Genomic DNA, 17,050 nt, shown 5'->3' on the forward strand with positions numbered 1-17,050 from the left:
TTCTTATTCTGTCACATTCTGTCCAGGGATTACTTGTTAGTGAAAACTTAGCTTCAGGAGAAAAATAAAAGTTTACAAATTTAGCCAGTTGGCGATCGCATCAGTAGATTTAACAATGTGCATTCCCGCATCTGCGAACTTTTGAAATGCTGCATTTGCTTGTTCGGTAAAATCAATTACTCCCGGAATCACCACTGGGGAAGTACAATCTTCTAATAAGTATATTTTTTGGCTAAGTTTGGGATCTTGAACTTTAATTTCCGTCAACAAGTCCTCAACTGTCCAAGCAACGCAGTGACTTTTCGCCTGTCCAGCCACTATTACCGCATCAAATTCCCACAGTTGCTTGATTAAGTTAACATTTTTCTCGGCAATAGGTTGACCATTAATATCTTCTAAAACTTCAGCGCGTAACACTGAGTAATTTTCGGTTAAAGGGTTGTTACCTTTAAGCTCAAAAAGCGTTTGGCTACACCTAGCAATATTGTGAAAAAATATCGCTTCTTCCACTGCGGAAACTAAGGCGTGACCAATACCACCTAACATAGAATGATAAGGCCAAACTGTCAGAGGATATTTGCCATCTGCACTCAGTTTTTTCACATAATGAAAAGCGTGTTGTTGTAATTTTTCGTAGTCGTTATTGGTGACATTGTAAGCAACTGCTGGGTTAACTTGCCAAACTCCAGCTTGCACATCATCTAGGGTAATAGTTGTTGCTGGTGCAGGATGTTTTCCGGCTGCATTTACCCAAAATATAGCATGAAAAATTTGCATGGCAGTGTGGGTGTCCATTGTGGGTGCGATCGTACTAATTACCCCCAAATTTCGGTAAATAAACTCACATAATCTCACATTATCCTCAACTGCACCTTTCCCAGAATTTCCCCCCACAAATAACTCAAATTCGGGAATACAAAATGTATTTTGAGCATCAATAATTAATAAACAAATCCGCTTTTCATCTACTAAAACAGGTGTAATATTATGTTCTTTCGCCCAACTTTCTGCCGCAGCTGCTCTCTCTTGGTAAGGTACTCGCCAAACCTCTCCCACTTTGTTACTATCAAAATGAACCGGAATCGGTAACTCTTTACTTATTTGTGTAGTTGTCATTTCCCACTCTCCGATTTATTAACTATATTCCGTAGGGTGCGTCAGAACTAAAATTTATTGTAACTCTCCTCAAATTCTGCTATCTGACGCACCCTACTATATTCCGTAGGGTGCGTCAGAACTAAAACTTATTGTAACTCTCCTCAAATTCTGCTATCTGACGCACCCTACTATATTCCGTAGGGTGCGTCAGAACTAAAATTTATTGTAACTCTCCTCAAATTCTGCTATCTGACGCACCCTACTATATTCCGTAGGGTGCGTCAGAACTAAAATTTATTGTAACTCTCCTCAAATTCTGCTATCTGACGCACCCTACAAATTAACTCTAACTGGTTTCAAATTATCCAATTTTAAATCAAAGTTTGGTGGAACACAAAAAATATTATTTGATTCAGCTTTCCCAAAAACATTTTCAGGATTGTTAAAATAGTTGTTTGGCTGATAAATGGGGGTTTTATGCCAATACATTTTATAACCGCAATCAGCCAGGAAATTAATTAAACTTTTATCATTTTTCGGTTGATAGTTAATATAAAGAATTGGCTGTAAAGCTTTAATTGTATTAATTGCCCCTTGCAAAACAGCCAACTCCATTCCCGCAACATCTATTTTAATTAAACGACAATGAGGTAAATTTAAGCTATCAAGGGTAATAGTTTGAGCCAATTCATTTTCTTCATCTTCACTAATATCTAATTTACTAAAATCATGAGGTTTACTATAATCTAAAACAGGCAGACTAATCGCAGAAAATGTATCGCTAACTGCCACATTGTAACAGTAAGTATTAGTAATACTATTTAAAGCTAAGTTAGCACAAAGATTTTGAAAAACTACTCTTTGCGGTTCAAAAGCTAAAACTGTTCCCTGTTTCCCAACTGCTTGAGCTAAATAAACAGTTTGAACACCGATATTTGCCCCAATTTCTACTACTAAATCTTCCGGTTTAATGATTTGTTGTAAAAGTTCTATTTCTCCTTCTTTGTATTCTCCGTAAGCTGCCAAAGATTTACCTATACCTAAATCGTTAACATTATAAAGTAAAACTCCGTGACGGCATTTTTTTAATTTATTAAATCCATTAGCAGGAAGTAGAATTTGTTCAGCTAAGTTATTTTCCATAGTTTTATTTTGCAACTCTGCTATCAATTTTTCTAACTCTAAAGCTACTCTTTGAAATACGGGATGCCAATCTCCTAATTTAGTTTGGCGAAATAAACGTAGAGTTGGATACCAAGGGTTATTTTCTCCTTCTAACATCCATCGCCAATCAGCTACTTTCGACAACAAAATCCATACAGTTTTGCCCATTGCGCCAGCTAAGTGTGCAACTGATGTATCTACACATATTACCAAATCTAGCTGGTTGATTACCGCCGCAGTATCAGCAAAATCATGAATTTTTTCCCCGATGTTTTGAATTTTATCAGTTAAATTTAAGGCGGTTAAATCCTGCGCTTTCGCACCTTTTTGTAAACTATAAAAAGCAATTCCGGGAATGTCTAAAAGTGGTAGAAAATCTATTAAGCTACAGGAACGATTGCGATCGTTCGTATTACCTGGATTTCCCGCCCAAACTATGCCGACTTTTAGGTAAGTTTCTGGGGGTGATTCTAAAATAATCGTGGTGTTTTTTGGCGGGAATAAATAGGGAATATTTGTGGGGATTGTTTCGGCAGTAGTACCCATTAAATAGGGTAAACTCATGGTTGGCGCACAGTAATCATATTCTACTGTTGTTCCCGATGTTACTATTTGCTGAATGCCGGGAACAGTGCTAAATAATCGGTATAATTCCTCGTAGCAAGCTAATGTGATATGTGCGCCTTGTTGAGCAATTAAAGGGGCATACCGGATAAAATGAATGTTATCACCAAAACCTTGTTCGCAAAGGAGGAGAATTTTTTTACCTTGTAAATCTCCGCCGTGCCAAACTGGTTGAAATGAGGCTATTTTCTGATATTCTTTAGTGTGCCAACGCCATTCATATTCGGCGAATCCTTGGGCAAATTCTCCTTCGATCAATAAACTAATTCCTAAGTTTTTATGGGCTTCAGCGAAGTTAGGATCTAAGGTTAAGGTATACTGTAATTTAGCGATCGCTTCCCCCAACCTATCTTGATATTTAAGAGCGTTAGCATAGTTATAATGTGCTTGCACGTAGTTAGGATCTAAGTCTAAAGCTTTTTCGTAATAGGCGATCGCTTCTTCTGCTTTACCCTGAGTTAACAACACATTACCCAAGTTATTATAAGCATCAATATAATTAGGATTTAAACTTAAAGATTTCTGATAACAAGCGATCGCTTTTTCTAAATTCTTCTCTTCCTCAAAAGCGTTACCTAAATTGTTATGCGCTGCTGCATATTCGGGATTTAATTTAATTGCTTGTTGATAACAACTAATCGCCGCTTCCAGATAACCTTCTTCTTGCAAAACTAACCCTAAGTTATTATGAACTTCGGGAAAGTTAGGTTTTAAAGAGATGGTTTTTTGGTAATGGATTTTCGCTGTTGCTAAATCCCCCTTAGCTTTAAAAGCATTACCCAAATTATAGAAAGCTTCTGGGTATTTTGGATTTAGGGTGACAGCTTTTTGATATGCTGCGATCGCATCTTCTAGCTGATTCTTTGCTAAAAAGCAATTACCCAGATTATTATGTACTTCGGCTAAATTGGGATTTAAGTAAACAACCTTTTGGTAATAGGTAATCGCTGGCTCTAAATTACCATTCATTGCCCAAAGATTAGCCAAATTTTTATAAGCTTCCCAATCTTGAGGATTTAAGTCAATAGACTTTTGGTAAAAAGCGATCGCCTCTGCAAAACTATTTTCCATCTTACCTCACCTTGACTACGAATCTTGATATTCTGTCAATAATTGCGGTATGTAATCATATCCATCTACTCCGATTTGGCGGAGAAATTGCGATCGATTTTTTTCCAGCACACCTTGGAAAGCATCAGCACCAATTTGCCCTTTAATAATTGTAACTAACCCCGCTGCTTGTCGCCATTGCGGTGAAGAAATGCGCTCTAAAAGATACATTCCTATTGTACCAAAGTAAATCGCTTTTTCGGTTTCTTGTAAACTATAATTAGCTTCAGCCAAATAAGCCAAGTTCAATCCTTGTAAATACAAATCTCCCGAAATCCCCGATGCTTGATAGCCAGTTTCCAAATAAGAAATAGCCGCTTGAGGTTGAGATAAAACAATATAAGCAATTCCCAAACTAGTATAACAAAAAGCCTTACTTTGTTGGATGGTATATCCAGCCAAATAGCTATCACTTAACCTTTCTAATAACTCTAAACCTTGCTGTAAATAATTAATTGCTCCTTCATAAACTTCAGTGTTTAAACGATCCAATTCTTGAGCTTGAAAAACTTCGCTGTAACCGAGATTTGCTAAAGCGTTGGCTTCTCCCAAGCGATCGCCACTTTGCCGACTTAAAATCAACGCCCTTTGACTGTAACTAATAGCTTCCGGGTAATTCTTTTGCGCTACATAAATCCGGCTAAGGTGATTAAAATTCGCAATTTCACAAGCTCGATCCTCCGCAGAACGAGCGATTACTAAAGCTTGTTCGTGGAAAGAAATTGCCCGATCGTACTGTCCAATTGCTCCTAAAGAATAGCCCAACAAAGTGAGAATTCGCGCCTTTTCCTGCGTACCCTCAACCCTTCGCAAAGGTTCATCTAAATAACTAATTGCCGATCGCAAATAATCCCCACTAAAAGAAGCAAAAATTCCGCCATACAAAGGAAAGTATTGCTGTTGCGCGAAAGTTCGCAGAATTTGCAAAGTTACTTGAAAACAACCATTACTTAAAATACTTCTTGCACTAAAACTACTAGCCAATTGCGACCAAATTAACGCGAAAGTTATAAAGGTAGAAATCGAAAGCTTTGCCCCAAATTTAGCATCATAAACCTGTTTTTCAAACCAGTTAACTAAACCTCTTTGTAAACATTGTAAAATTACCGCTAATTCCACAAAATCCGCAACTTCTACAGTTTGTTGCCAACTAAATTCGGTAATTGACTGATTTAATGCTAAACTTTGAAATACCGCTTTGGGAAAAGGATTATCTAGTAAAGATGCCCATAAACTCCAAGGGCCACTTTCCCCAGGAACACCTTCAAAACCTAATTTACCTCGACCTCGATCGTAAATCCAGCTAACTAAATGTTCTTGTAACTTGCTCCAAGATTTTAAACCCTCACTTAACCCTAAAGCTAGTTGTTGAAGTTGTTCATTTGTTTCAGGATTAGAAACGTTTTCCGCTGGTTTTTGCAGAGAACTTGCTAACTGCTGAATTTGGTCTAAATTTAAAGGTTGGGCTTGATTGGGATCGATCGCCTGCAACACAGCAATTAATCGATTATCAGCTTCAGTATTAATAATAGAATTTGTCGCCGTAGCGATCGCCGAAGCCACCCGATTTTCCTGCTGATACCTTTCCCATTCACCTTCAATTGTTTGCAGTGCCCGCAAAATTCGAGTCGCTTTTGCTTGCTTCAATTCATCCGTAGGATTGTCAATTTCCGACTGGTTAGCGTTAACGCGATCGGTCAAACATTGCTCGAAAATTTCCCCAGTTCCCGCCGCAATACCACGCAGCAACATCTGATAAACTTGTTGCTTCGAGCGAATTTTTCCCTTCAAGGTAGTTTGGACAATCTCATCAATTAAAGCGAAATAGCGATCGCGCAGAGAAAGAGAGTCGGACATAAGTTTGTGCAATCGGGGTCTTGCTTTAAGATACCTCGAAAATGGGAATTTCTGGCAGAACTAACTCAGCAATTTCCAAAAAAGTTCATCAAATTGACGTACCACCGTCACAATTTTGACAACTCAATCAGCCAATATAAAAATAAGTTTCGTATTGCTCCTCACACACACACTAACAGAACAAAGCCTGGAGTTCATGCCTCCAGGCTCTTTTATTTTAGAAAGCAAAAGGCAGAAGATAAAAATTCTCCCTGTTCCCTGTTCCCTTAACCAACTAAGTTGCTAACATTTTCGTCACTTCTGCACTCATGAAAGCAATATCAGGATCGCGTTGAATCGCTCGATAATACTGCTTTTCCAATTTAGTACCTTCTGAGCATGGTTGGATCAGAACTCGTGCTTGTTCTAAAAGTTGATTAGCTTCATTCAAAGTCACAGGTTCCTTAGAAGCCAAAAACTCATCAATCTGAACAATAAACTGAGAGATAGGACGCAACCAGCTAAACCACTCATCGCCAATCACCAATTGAAAAAACTCGTTGTTTGACTTAATGCGTCCGTGGAACTGTTCATATTCAATTCGTTCAGAATCGAGTAATGCCTTGTGAAGACGCAACAGAGTTTGTCGTAACTCACGCAGGCGTTGCAGTCTTGAATTTAACAAAGGATCAGTTGAAGTCATCTAGCAGCGAACTGAGTAAATACTTTTCCCATCTTGACACATTGGCGATCGACAGTGGGCAAATTACCCAGGCGCTTACAGATTTTAATAGTAGTTTTAATTAGCTTAGTTTCATTAAAGTTTTGCTTTTTACTCTTTGCCTTTAAAATAAAATAGCAATCTTACTGATTCCAGATCAGTAAATATTAATACAAAATAGTAATTATAAAATAATAGACTAATCGATATGGCTTCACTAGAAAAGCGCCGCTATACTCCAGCATGGTTAATTTTAGCTTTAGGTACTCTCCTATCAGTTGTTGCTGCCATCACAGTCGCCAAATGGGAGAAAGAAGCTCACCGCGCCGAATTCAAAAACCAAGCAGATAAATTAGCTACTGCTCTACAACAAAGTATTGATACTAACTTGGGAATGCTCCGTGCTACTGAAAGTTTTTATGTTGCATCGGAAAAGGTCGATCGACGAGAATTTGCTACTTTTGTACAAAATTTTCTGACTAGATACCCGGGGATTTTAGCATTTAGTTGGTCGCGTCGGGTATCAGCAGCAGAGCGACAAAGTTACGAGCAACAAATTCGCGCCGAAGGTTTTCCTAACTTTGAAATTATCGAACGTGGAGCCCAAGGACAAATGGTGAGAGCCCAAGAGCGCCCAGAATATTTTCCCGTAACTTATATAAAAGCTAGACAAAGCCAAGCCGGAGCTTTAGGCTACGATTTAAATTCTGAAGATTCGCGTCGTATTCCTTTAGAAAAAGCCAGAGATACAGGCAAAATGGCGGCTACAGAAAGAATCAAAATTTTTACGACAAAACAACTAGGATTTTTAACATTTCAGCCTATTTATCGCCGAGATACTGATTTAAATACTTTAGAATCTTCCCAGAAGAATTTCCAAGGAGTTACCACAGCAGTTTTTCAAATTTCTGATATTGTCAAAGCTGCTTTAGTCGGATTACAGTTAGATCATATTGACTTTTATTTGTTGGATAATTCTGCTCCTGCTCAAGAGCGTTTTCTATCTTTTTATCAATCCAGCAAAAAAAGAGTAATAGCTGATATTAATCACGAATTTTCTGACAAAACTAATACCGGGTCTTTTTGTTACCACAATTTCTGTACTCGTAACCTGATTGTTGCCGATCGCCAATGGACAATTTTCCTAATTCCCCAAGCAGAATATATTGGCATCCAATCTTTTTGGCGAGCCGGAGTAACACTGTTTAGTGGCTTACTTTTGACTGCGATTGTTACTGCTTATTTACTAAGTTCATTACATCACACTTCCGAAGTGGAAAAACTTGTTTTTGAACGCACAGTTCAAGCCAAGCAACTTCGAGAAACTTTGCAAAGTTTAGAACAAAATATGGAAATGCTGGACTTAGCTAATGATAGCATTATTATTCGGGACTTAGAGAACCGAATTAATTATTGGAATCAAGGTGCAGAAAGACTTTATGGCTGGAAAAGATCTGAGTGCATTGGGCAGTACACTCATGTTTTATTACAAACCATTTTTCCCCAATCTCGTGAAGAAGTTTTCCGCGAATTTTTAGCACAAGGATATTGGGAAGGCGAGTTAATTCATACTAAGCGAGATGGCACACAAATTACTGTAGAAAGTCGTTGGACTTTGCAAAGAGATGACAGGGGAAATGCGATCGCCATGCTGGAAATTAACAACGATATTACCCAGCGCAAAGAAGCCGAAGCAGCCATCCATCAACTAGCAGCCAGAGAACGGGAAAAAGCTAAACAATTAAAGCAAACATTAAAAGAATTACAAAAAACTCAAACCCAACTAATTCAAACCGAAAAAATGTCTAGTTTAGGTCAACTAGTCGCCGGAGTAGCCCATGAAATTAATAATCCAGTTAACTTTATTTATGGTAATTTAGCCCATACGGATGATTATATTCAAGAAATACTAGAACTGCTACATCTCTATCAGAGATATTATCCAAATCCAGTATCAGAAATTCAGGATTATTATGAAAACAGTGAAATAGATTTTCTAATTGAAGACTTACCAAAAATCTTATCCTCTATGAAAATTGGCGCAGAAAGGATCAGGCAAATTGTCTTGACTCTTCGCAATTTTTCCCGCTTCGATGAAGCAGAAATGAAAGCCGTAGATATTCATGAAGGCATAGATAACACTTTATTAATTTTACAAAATCGCTTGAAAGCTAAACCGAATCATCCCGAAATTGAAGTAATTAAAGAATATGGAAACTTGCCCAAAATCGAATGTTACGCCGGACAACTTAATCAAGTATTTATGAATATTATTACTAATGCGATCGATGCCATAGATACTTACAACGAACAGCGTTCCACCCAGGAAATTGAAAGTAATCCTAGTATTATTAAAATCTCTACCGCTGTTATTGGCGAAGAAACACCAGAAAATCCTCAGCGAGTTTTAATCAAAATAGCTGATAATGGCCCAGGTATGACTTCCGAAGCGAAAAAGCGACTCTTCGATCCATTTTTTACCACTAAACCAGTAGGAAAAGGTACAGGTTTAGGTTTATCTATTAGTTATCAAATCGTAGTAGAAAAACATGGAGGTATGCTAAATTGTGAATCGGAATTGGGACAAGGTACAGAATTTTTTATGGAAATACCTATGAATCAACAAAAGAAAAATTATCATGATAAGTAAGTAAATAAAGTTACCTCTGCCAAATTAATATCCTAATAACAAAAAATTCGCATAACCTGACAGTCAAAAATGAAAAATATAGTTAGAAATGTATCATGAGCCAAACTTTCCCGATCGAGCGCACCCTAAAAACTTTCAATCAACTGCAAACTCAATTCAATCTGCAACGTAGCACAGACGATCGATTTTTTACTGAATGGTTAAATATTGACACTGAACTAACAGAAAAGGAACAACAAACACTTGATGCCATTCAACAAAAATACTTTTACCAACTCTCAGATAATCAACTTGGAGAAGAAACCATTAAACTAATTGTTCTCTCTCCCTTGTTAGATTTAGCTGGATTTTTTGACCCTCCCTTTCGGTTTAAAACTGAAACAACAGTTCAAATTACCGTAGAAAGCGACGATCTAATTTATCGAGGGCGTATCGATGCACTCGTTCTGCAAGAAAAGCTTTGGATTGTAGTTATAGAATCCAAAGAAACCAGTTTTTCTTTAGAACTTGCTTTACCACAAACGTTAGCTTATATGCTAGCAAATCCCAATCCAGAAAAACCTGTTTTTGGCATGGTAACAAATGGCGGAAATTTTATCTTTGTTAAACTGCAAATCCAAGAATTTTCCCAATACGAATTATCTAATGTATTTTCGCTTCTTCCTCGGCGCAATCAATTATATGATGTGTTACAGATTCTTAAACTTTTGGGGCAAATTGCGATCGCATCTTAACCAAAAAACTATTTTTTTCGCACTCAACAGCCCTTACTAAAACTCAAACCTCAATCACCATCACCATTTCAGACCATTGAGACTCAAGTCACAACCACTAACGCTTACTGTCACCCAACATCAGTGATAAAAACATTATATTCACATAATCTAGAACGATCGAGCTAACCATGCTCAACTCGTCCTAGCACCTGTCGTGTCTCGTGAGTGGGAAAACTCGATCATGTTTGATGCTACTCAATTTATTATCGATCGCTTCGTCCAAGAACTACGAGAAGGTTATCGGCGAACTTATGGAGGCTGGAAACCAGACTACGCTGATATCATTGCTTGGGCGGGAAACATGGCATTAGAAAATATTGCCAATAGTGATGCTCTTTATCACAACGTCGAACACACCATTTTAGTTACTTTAGTAGGACAAGAAATCATGCGGGGTAAGCACATCCGCGAAGGTGGAATATCCTGCGAAGATTGGCTACATGGCATCATTTCTTTGTTATGTCATGACATTGGTTATGTAAAAGGTGTTTGTCGTCAAGATAAACCCCTAGACAATTTATACGCCACTGGAATCGCTGGCGAAATGGTCAAATTAAACCCTGGATGTTCCGATGCTAGTTTAGCTCCTTATCACGTAGATCGAGGTAAACAATTCATTCAAGAACGCTTTGGCTATCACAAATTAATCGATGCTCCAACCATACAACATAATATTGAATTAACTCGTTTTCCAGTACCCAACGATGAAGATCATCAAGATACAGGAAATTGTCCCGGTTTAGTTCGCGCCGCTGATTTGATTGGTCAATTAAGCGATCCTAGATATTTGAAAAAAATTGGCGCACTTTACTACGAATTTGAAGAAACAGGCATGAACCAAAATCTCGGTTATCGTCATCCCGGAGATTTACGCCATAACTACGCTAAGTTCTACTGGAATGTAGTTTATCCCTACATCGATCAAGCACTTAGGTATTTAGAATTAACCCAGGAAGGTAAACAAGTTTTGGCAAATCTTTACGCTAATGTCTTTGTTGTGGAACATGAAATGTTTTCTGCTGAAGCAGCATGATTTAACTGACAATTATCTCAATTAGTTATTGAGACAGCAAGGGTGCAGGGGGGGATTTTTTTCTAATAATTGCTCAAATAGCAAATTTAATACCCACAAGTTTAGTCTCAATAAGTTATCGATCGACTAACAAAATCTGACAGAGATTATTAGGAGTAAATCACCATGACTTTTAAAATTCTCAGTTTAGATGGCGGAGGAATGCGGGGAATTATTTCGGCTCGTATTCTCCAAGAAGTAGAAAGGCAAATTCAGGAAAGTAAAGGCTTAGCTTTACACGAATATTTTGACATGATCGCTGGTACTTCCACCGGATCGATCTTAACCGCTGGAATTGCTAGCGGCAAAACCAGTCAACAATTGATTAACCTTTATAAAACTACAGGAAAAACAATTTTTCCTCCTCGACTACTCCCACCTTTTTTACAGGAAATATCTGATTTATTTTGGCCTTATAAATATAGCCACGAAGGACTGGTTAAAGTTTTAAAAGCAGAGTTGAGTAACCGAAAAATTAGTGAATTTGAACAGCCAATCCTGTTAATTCTTGCTTATGATTTGCTGTATCGAAACACTACTTTTTTTACTAATTGTCATCCCGATCTTGGCGATCGCTGGTACGATGATACACCCCTTTGGGAAATTTGTGTTGGCTCATCTTCCGCACCAACTTACTTCCCTCCCTATCAGTTAAAATCCCATAATACACAAAAATTTGGTAAATGGTCTTTTCCTCATATTGATGGGGGAGTCTCTGCCAATAACCCATCTTTAGCAGCAATTAGTTTAGTTTTAAGGATTAGCCAAAACCCCAATGTTCCCTTAGAAATTAAGCAAAAATATAAGCTGAACGATCTGCAATTAGAAGAAATTACTGTCCTTTCTGTAGGTACTGGGCGCAGTGGAGAACCATATCTTTATGAAGAAGCAAAAGAGTGGAAACCTTTAGATTGGGCGCAAAAAGTTGTTGATGTATTTATGGAACCTACAGCGGAAATTGCTACAACAATTTGTCGGCAACTTTTAGGAGGATATGACTCAAAACGTTATTTAAGGTTGGAATTTGAATTAAATGAAAGATTCCAAGCTAAAGAAAACGAAACTTATAAAGATACTCGTGAATTAGTCGGCAAAGATCGGCGAATTAATCGATTTACCCAAAAGAAACTCAGTGAAGCAATTGATGATGCTAGCGATGAATACATCAAAGATGCACTAGAAGCAACAAAAGCATACATTGAAAAAGGTCATACCTATTATACTAGAAACGATCGCGGCCCTTTAGTCAAAGATGCGATCGCCAACTTCCTAACAAACAACGAATCCCCAAATTCATAGTTCGTAGTAACGACTTCAGTCGCATTATCATACCTGTAAAACCTGCACCCAATCTCCCACATTTACCAAAGTTTCCCCCACAGGTAAAACAGCTAACCCATTAGTTTGTGCCAAATTAATTAAATTTGCCGAATTCTGACTCCCACCAGCCAAACTAAATTCATATTCCCCATTTACCAAATGTAATTGTCCCCAAAAATAACTCTCTCTTTTCCCATCAGATTTAAAACTATGTTGACTTTTAGCTAACACAAACCTGGGTTGCCAACCCTGAGAAATTCCCGAAAGTTTCCTAATTGCTGGTTGCACAAACCGCCAAAAAGTTACTAAAGAAGAAACCGGATTTCCCGGCAACCCAAAATACAGAATTGATGATGGCTTACTCGAATCATTAAACCTAGCAAAAGTCAAAGGTTTCCCCGGTTTAACTGCAACAGCACGAATCTGAATTTCTCCACCTAATGAAGAAAGAATTTGATCCACAAAATCATAATCTCCTACCGAAACACCACCCGAAGAAATCACTATATCAGCAGATTCTAAAGCTTGAGAAATGGCATTTTTTAGCAGTTCTCGATCGTCAGGAATAATCCCCAACATTTGCGGAATTGCACCAGTTTGACTTACCAAACTTGCCAAAGCATATTGATTTGAATCTACCAATTGACCGGGTTTTAATGGTTGTTCAGGAGTTACCAATTCATCACCTGTAGAAAGAATTGCCACTACAGGACGGCGATAAACTGGGATTTGCGTACATTGGGCAGAAGCGAGAACAGCAATTTCCGTTCCACCAATGCTAATTCCCGGAGAAAGTAAAGCTGTTCCCGCTTGGGAAAAAGTACCTTTTTTCCGCACAAAAGCTTGAGGTTTTGGGGAATTTAAAATAGTGACAAAATTACCCTCTCGCTGAGTTACTTCCTGCATGATTACCGTATCCGCACCTTCGGGCATCATTGCACCTGTAAATATTCGCGCCGCTTGTCCGAATTGAATTGATTTTTGTGGGGTTTTTCCCGCAGAAATTTCTTCAATAATCTCTAACTTTACAGGTTTTTCTGCATTAGTTTCAGCTACATCTGTGTAACGAACAGCATAACCATCCATCGCGGAATTATCCCAATGGGGAAAGTCTAACTTACTGGTAATTTCTTGGGCAAGAATTCGCCCGGTTGCTGTTAAAAGATCGACAATTTCTCTATCCCTTTCTGAGTTGAAGGGATGCACCGCATTGAAAATAATTTCTTCTGCTTGTTGAACTGGTAGCATTTGGAGATTTTAGATTAACTGGGAAAAGCTCAAGTTTTAGTTTTTTTTACCACAGATGAACACAGATGAACACAGATGAACACAGATAAGATTTTAGATATAGTTACTAAAAATACTGTTTCTCTACCTTAAATATTATGCTGACTCAAATTGTCTCTGAGCGTTTTCCGCGAGTAAAGCTTTGGCGGAGGACTTTGGCTTTTTTGATTGATTTTTTAGTGATTTGGATGATTGGTGGGCTTTTCGCTGCTATATTGCCGATTTTACCGTTTTTTATCCTGTTTTTGGCTTTTTGGTTAGCTTACAGAGTGGTGTTGGTCAGTCGGAATCATGGTCAAAGTCTGGGTCGTTATGCTTTGGATGTGACTTTGGTGGATAGCAGGTTCAACAGTGTACCACAGTTGTTAATATTATCTAAGCGGGAAGGTATTTTGGGTTTGGCTGCTGCTTTGGCGGCGATCGGTCTCAATGCAATTAGCCTCAATCCTGCTGGAATTCTGCTAGTGATTCCTTTGGTGGTAGATTGCGGTTTTGCTTGGACTGAAGATAGCCGTCGCGCTTTTCACGATCGAGTTGCGAAAACTCTGGTGGTCGGTAGCCGCAGAGGTTATTCCTTAGATTTAAAAGTGAAGCGTCTAGTTGCTGAACTTACCCGAAATATGAAATGATAGATATTTGTGTTTAATTCTGCCCAGACCTTAGAGTTTGTAAAATTATGGCTAAAGGTGTTCGCATCATTGTGACATTGGAATGCACCGAATGTCGCACTAACCCGGAAAAGCGATCGCCCGGTGTTTCTCGGTATACCACAGAAAAAAACCGTCGGAATACGACGGCGAGGCTAGAACTGAAGAAGTTTTGCCCCCACTGTAACAAACATACCGTTCACAAGGAAATCAAATAGTCATTAGTCATAGTTACCTTTAACTAGCGACCAATGACCCAAGGATCTATTGCCAAGGAAAATTGACCATGACATATTATCGTCGTCGCCTGTCTCCGATTAAGCCTAGCGAACCCATCGATTACAAAGATGTGGATTTGCTTCGCAAGTTTATCACTGAGCGGGGGAAAATTCTGCCCCGCCGAATTACTGGTTTAACCGCTAAGCAGCAAAGAGATTTGACTATTGCCATCAAGCGGGCAAGAATTCTGGCGTTATTGCCATTCATTAACCAAGAAGGGTAAACCGAAAATAAATGAGTGATGAGTGATGAGTTTCGCAGATTAAAATGCTGTAAGGGCAGGTTTTGTAGATAATTTGTTGATTATCAAACATGGATAATGGCTAAACCTGCCCCTACAACTCAAAACTCAAAACTCCCAATATTTGCAGTCTGGGGATTTTGGCAATTGTGGAAAAGGGAAGGCTGGTTGAATTTAGATTACATGGAGAACGGCGTTTAGCCGTTGCGGAACGTCCAGATGGCAAAACTAACTGGATTGTAGTTGACGATCGCGGTCAATCTTACAATATTCATCCCCGGCAAGTCAGTTACGAAATTAACGGTACAACATACCAGCCGAAAGAAATTCCTCAGTTTCGCCAAGAAGTAGAAACCTATCTCGACCCAACGAGTTTAGAAGTGGCTTGGGAGATTTTGGCAGAAACCGGAGAAAGCGTCAATATTCCAGGGATGGCAATGTTGCTGTTTTCTGAGCAAACTCAAGCTCAGTGTTATGCAGCATATTACCTGCTTTCGGAAGACAAGATTTATTTTAAGCAAAAGGGCGATCGCTACGAACCACGTTCAGCAACTTTGGTGGGAGAAATCAAACACCAAATCGAAGTTGGCGAACAACGGAAACGGGAGTCAGAAGAATTTTTGACCTTGGTTCAGCAAGTAATCGCTGGCAATCAATTAGAATCGTACAGTAGCGTCCGTGAGGCATTTTCCGAACCTAGATATCGTAATCGAATCGATGCGTTAGAAAGGTACGTCATACTAGGAGAGGAAGCTACTGGGCGCTCGTTAGCCCAAGAAACGTTGGCTGCTCTAGAATTACCAACAAACCCACAAGCGGCTTTTGATTTGTTGGTGAAATTGGGATTGTGGAGTTACCATGAAAACCTGTTTCTCCGGCGCAGCCAGATTCCTGTTCACTTTTCAAATAAGGTGCTTGAAGTGGCGCAGCAGCGTATTGATACTCCACCCCCAGACCCAGATGCCGATCGCTTGGATCTCACCCATCTCAAGGTTTATACCGTTGATGACGAGAGTACCAAGGAAATTGATGATGGTTTGAGTTGGGAAAAACTTCCCGACGGTAGGGAACGTTTGTGGATACATATTGCTGACCCTAGTCGCTGGGTAATGCCGGGAGATGAGTTAGACCTGGAAGCAAGACGGCGCAGCACTACGTTATATTTGCCTACTGGGATGATTCCCATGTTTCCCACTGAGTTGGCAACTGGGCCAATGAGTTTGGTACAGGGGAAAATTTGTCACGCCCTCAGTTTTGGGGTAATTTTGAATGAAACTGGGGAAGTGCAAGAGTACAGTATTCATCCGACGATTATTAAGCCTACCTATCGTCTCACTTACGAAGATGTGGATGAGATGTTGGATTTGGCAGTTCCAGCGGAACCGGAGTTAGCTGCGATCGCTTCATCAGCCCAAATTAGGCAAGCTTGGCGACAGTCCCAAGGCGCAATTACGATTAATTTGCCCGAAGGACTGATTAAGGTGGAAGATGACGAGATTCATATTCACGTTTTGGATGATTCTCAATCTCGTGTGATGGTCGCGGAAATGATGATTTTGACCGGGGAAGTAGCCGCCCGTTATGGTCAAGAACATCAGCTAGCTTTACCTTTCCGCAGTCAACCACAACCAGAATTGCCTTCAGAAGAAGAGTTACTGGTACTTCCGGCTGGCCCCGCCCGTGCTTGTGCGATGCGGCGTTGTATGCCTCGCAGTGAGATTAGCATTACTCCGGCACGTCACGCTAGTTTGGGGTTGGATACCTACAGTCAGGTAACTTCTCCAATTCGTCGTTACAGCGATTTGTTGGCGCATTTCCAAATTAAAGCGCATTTGCGGGGCGATCCTTTGCCTTTTTCCGCAGATGAGTTAAGGGAAGTAATGATGAGTGTGTCAATGGTGACGCAAGAAGCAAGTTTGGTGGAACGGCAAACTCATCGTTATTGGGCGTTGGAGTATTTGCGGCGTAACCCCGGACAAGTTTGGCAAGCGTTGTTACTGCGCTGGTTGAGGGAAGATGATGGTTTGGGTTTGATTTTGTTGGAAGATTTGGGTTTAGAGTTGCCGATGGGCTTTAGGCGATCGGTTCAGTTAGGCGATCGTTTAGATGTTCGCGTCAGCTACGTCGATCCCCGCCAAGATGTGATTAAATTTGAAGAAACCAGCGATCAAACAGCACAAGCAACAGCTACTTAACAAAATTTATGAGACAAGCTTTGGTTTTAC

The 17,050-nt window shown here is 39.4% G+C and carries 13 protein-coding genes; 8 read left to right on the forward strand and 5 right to left on the reverse strand.

Annotation, left to right across the window (positions count from 1 at the left end; translation table 11 throughout):
- Positions 1–72: 72 nt before the first annotated feature.
- From ACE1B6_RS27735 to ACE1B6_RS27750, 4 genes are all read right to left on the reverse strand, one after another.
- The gene (locus ACE1B6_RS27735; RefSeq protein WP_413260533.1) at positions 73–1,116 is read right to left on the reverse strand and encodes a cysteine hydrolase family protein; all 1,044 of its coding nucleotides are present in this window, start codon (positions 1,114–1,116) and stop codon (positions 73–75) included.
- A 315-nt stretch (positions 1,117–1,431) separates the two neighbouring features.
- On the reverse strand, positions 1,432–3,957 hold the full coding sequence (locus ACE1B6_RS27740; protein WP_413260534.1) for an FkbM family methyltransferase: 2,526 nt from the start codon (positions 3,955–3,957) through the stop codon (positions 1,432–1,434).
- Between the two features lie 15 nt (positions 3,958–3,972).
- Positions 3,973–5,853, reverse strand: a complete 1,881-nt coding sequence (locus tag ACE1B6_RS27745; RefSeq protein ID WP_413260535.1) for a tetratricopeptide repeat protein — start codon at positions 5,851–5,853, stop codon at positions 3,973–3,975.
- A gap of 274 nt (positions 5,854–6,127) precedes the next feature.
- Positions 6,128–6,535, reverse strand: a complete 408-nt coding sequence (locus tag ACE1B6_RS27750; RefSeq protein ID WP_413260536.1) for a hypothetical protein — start codon at positions 6,533–6,535, stop codon at positions 6,128–6,130.
- 226 nt (positions 6,536–6,761) lie between these two features.
- On the opposite strand from ACE1B6_RS27750, the gene ACE1B6_RS27755 reads away from it, so the two are divergent.
- The 4 genes from ACE1B6_RS27755 to ACE1B6_RS27770 all read left to right on the forward strand — a co-directional run bounded on the left by ACE1B6_RS27755 (position 6,762) and on the right by ACE1B6_RS27770 (position 12,350).
- Positions 6,762–9,203, forward strand: a complete 2,442-nt coding sequence (locus ACE1B6_RS27755) for a CHASE domain-containing protein (protein ID WP_413260537.1) — start codon at positions 6,762–6,764, stop codon at positions 9,201–9,203.
- A gap of 95 nt (positions 9,204–9,298) precedes the next feature.
- Entirely contained in the window at positions 9,299–9,937 is a 639-nt protein-coding gene (locus tag ACE1B6_RS27760; protein ID WP_413260538.1) for a type I restriction endonuclease, read from the forward strand.
- 223 nt (positions 9,938–10,160) lie between these two features.
- Positions 10,161–11,012, forward strand: coding sequence for an Npun_R2479 family HD domain-containing metalloprotein (locus tag ACE1B6_RS27765; protein WP_459563112.1), 852 nt, complete (start codon positions 10,161–10,163; stop codon positions 11,010–11,012).
- A gap of 165 nt (positions 11,013–11,177) precedes the next feature.
- Entirely contained in the window at positions 11,178–12,350 is a 1,173-nt protein-coding gene (locus ACE1B6_RS27770) for a patatin-like phospholipase family protein (RefSeq protein ID WP_413260539.1), read from the forward strand.
- Positions 12,351–12,377: 27 nt separating this feature from the next.
- Here ACE1B6_RS27770 and ACE1B6_RS27775 read toward each other — a convergent pair whose 3' ends face one another.
- Entirely contained in the window at positions 12,378–13,619 is a 1,242-nt protein-coding gene (locus tag ACE1B6_RS27775; protein ID WP_413260540.1) for a molybdopterin molybdotransferase MoeA, read from the reverse strand.
- A 137-nt stretch (positions 13,620–13,756) separates the two neighbouring features.
- Here ACE1B6_RS27775 and ACE1B6_RS27780 point away from each other — a divergent pair, with 137 nt between their 5' ends.
- The 4 genes from ACE1B6_RS27780 to ACE1B6_RS27795 all read left to right on the forward strand — a co-directional run bounded on the left by ACE1B6_RS27780 (position 13,757) and on the right by ACE1B6_RS27795 (position 17,020).
- Complete coding sequence (locus ACE1B6_RS27780; protein ID WP_413260541.1) at positions 13,757–14,287, forward strand: RDD family protein; 531 nt, start codon at positions 13,757–13,759, stop codon at positions 14,285–14,287.
- A gap of 47 nt (positions 14,288–14,334) precedes the next feature.
- Positions 14,335–14,523, forward strand: a complete 189-nt coding sequence (rpmG, locus tag ACE1B6_RS27785) for a 50S ribosomal protein L33 (RefSeq protein ID WP_413260542.1) — start codon at positions 14,335–14,337, stop codon at positions 14,521–14,523.
- A 68-nt stretch (positions 14,524–14,591) separates the two neighbouring features.
- Positions 14,592–14,807: a 30S ribosomal protein S18 gene (gene rpsR / locus ACE1B6_RS27790; RefSeq protein WP_413260543.1), complete on the forward strand. Its 216-nt coding sequence runs from the start codon at positions 14,592–14,594 to the stop codon at positions 14,805–14,807.
- A gap of 167 nt (positions 14,808–14,974) precedes the next feature.
- Entirely contained in the window at positions 14,975–17,020 is a 2,046-nt protein-coding gene (locus ACE1B6_RS27795; RefSeq protein ID WP_413260618.1) for a ribonuclease catalytic domain-containing protein, read from the forward strand.
- Positions 17,021–17,050: the final 30 nt, after the last annotated feature.

Source organism: Floridaenema fluviatile BLCC-F154, from assembly GCF_041929135.1.
Classification (GTDB): Bacteria; Cyanobacteriota; Cyanobacteriia; order Cyanobacteriales; family Aerosakkonemataceae; genus Floridanema; species Floridanema fluviatile.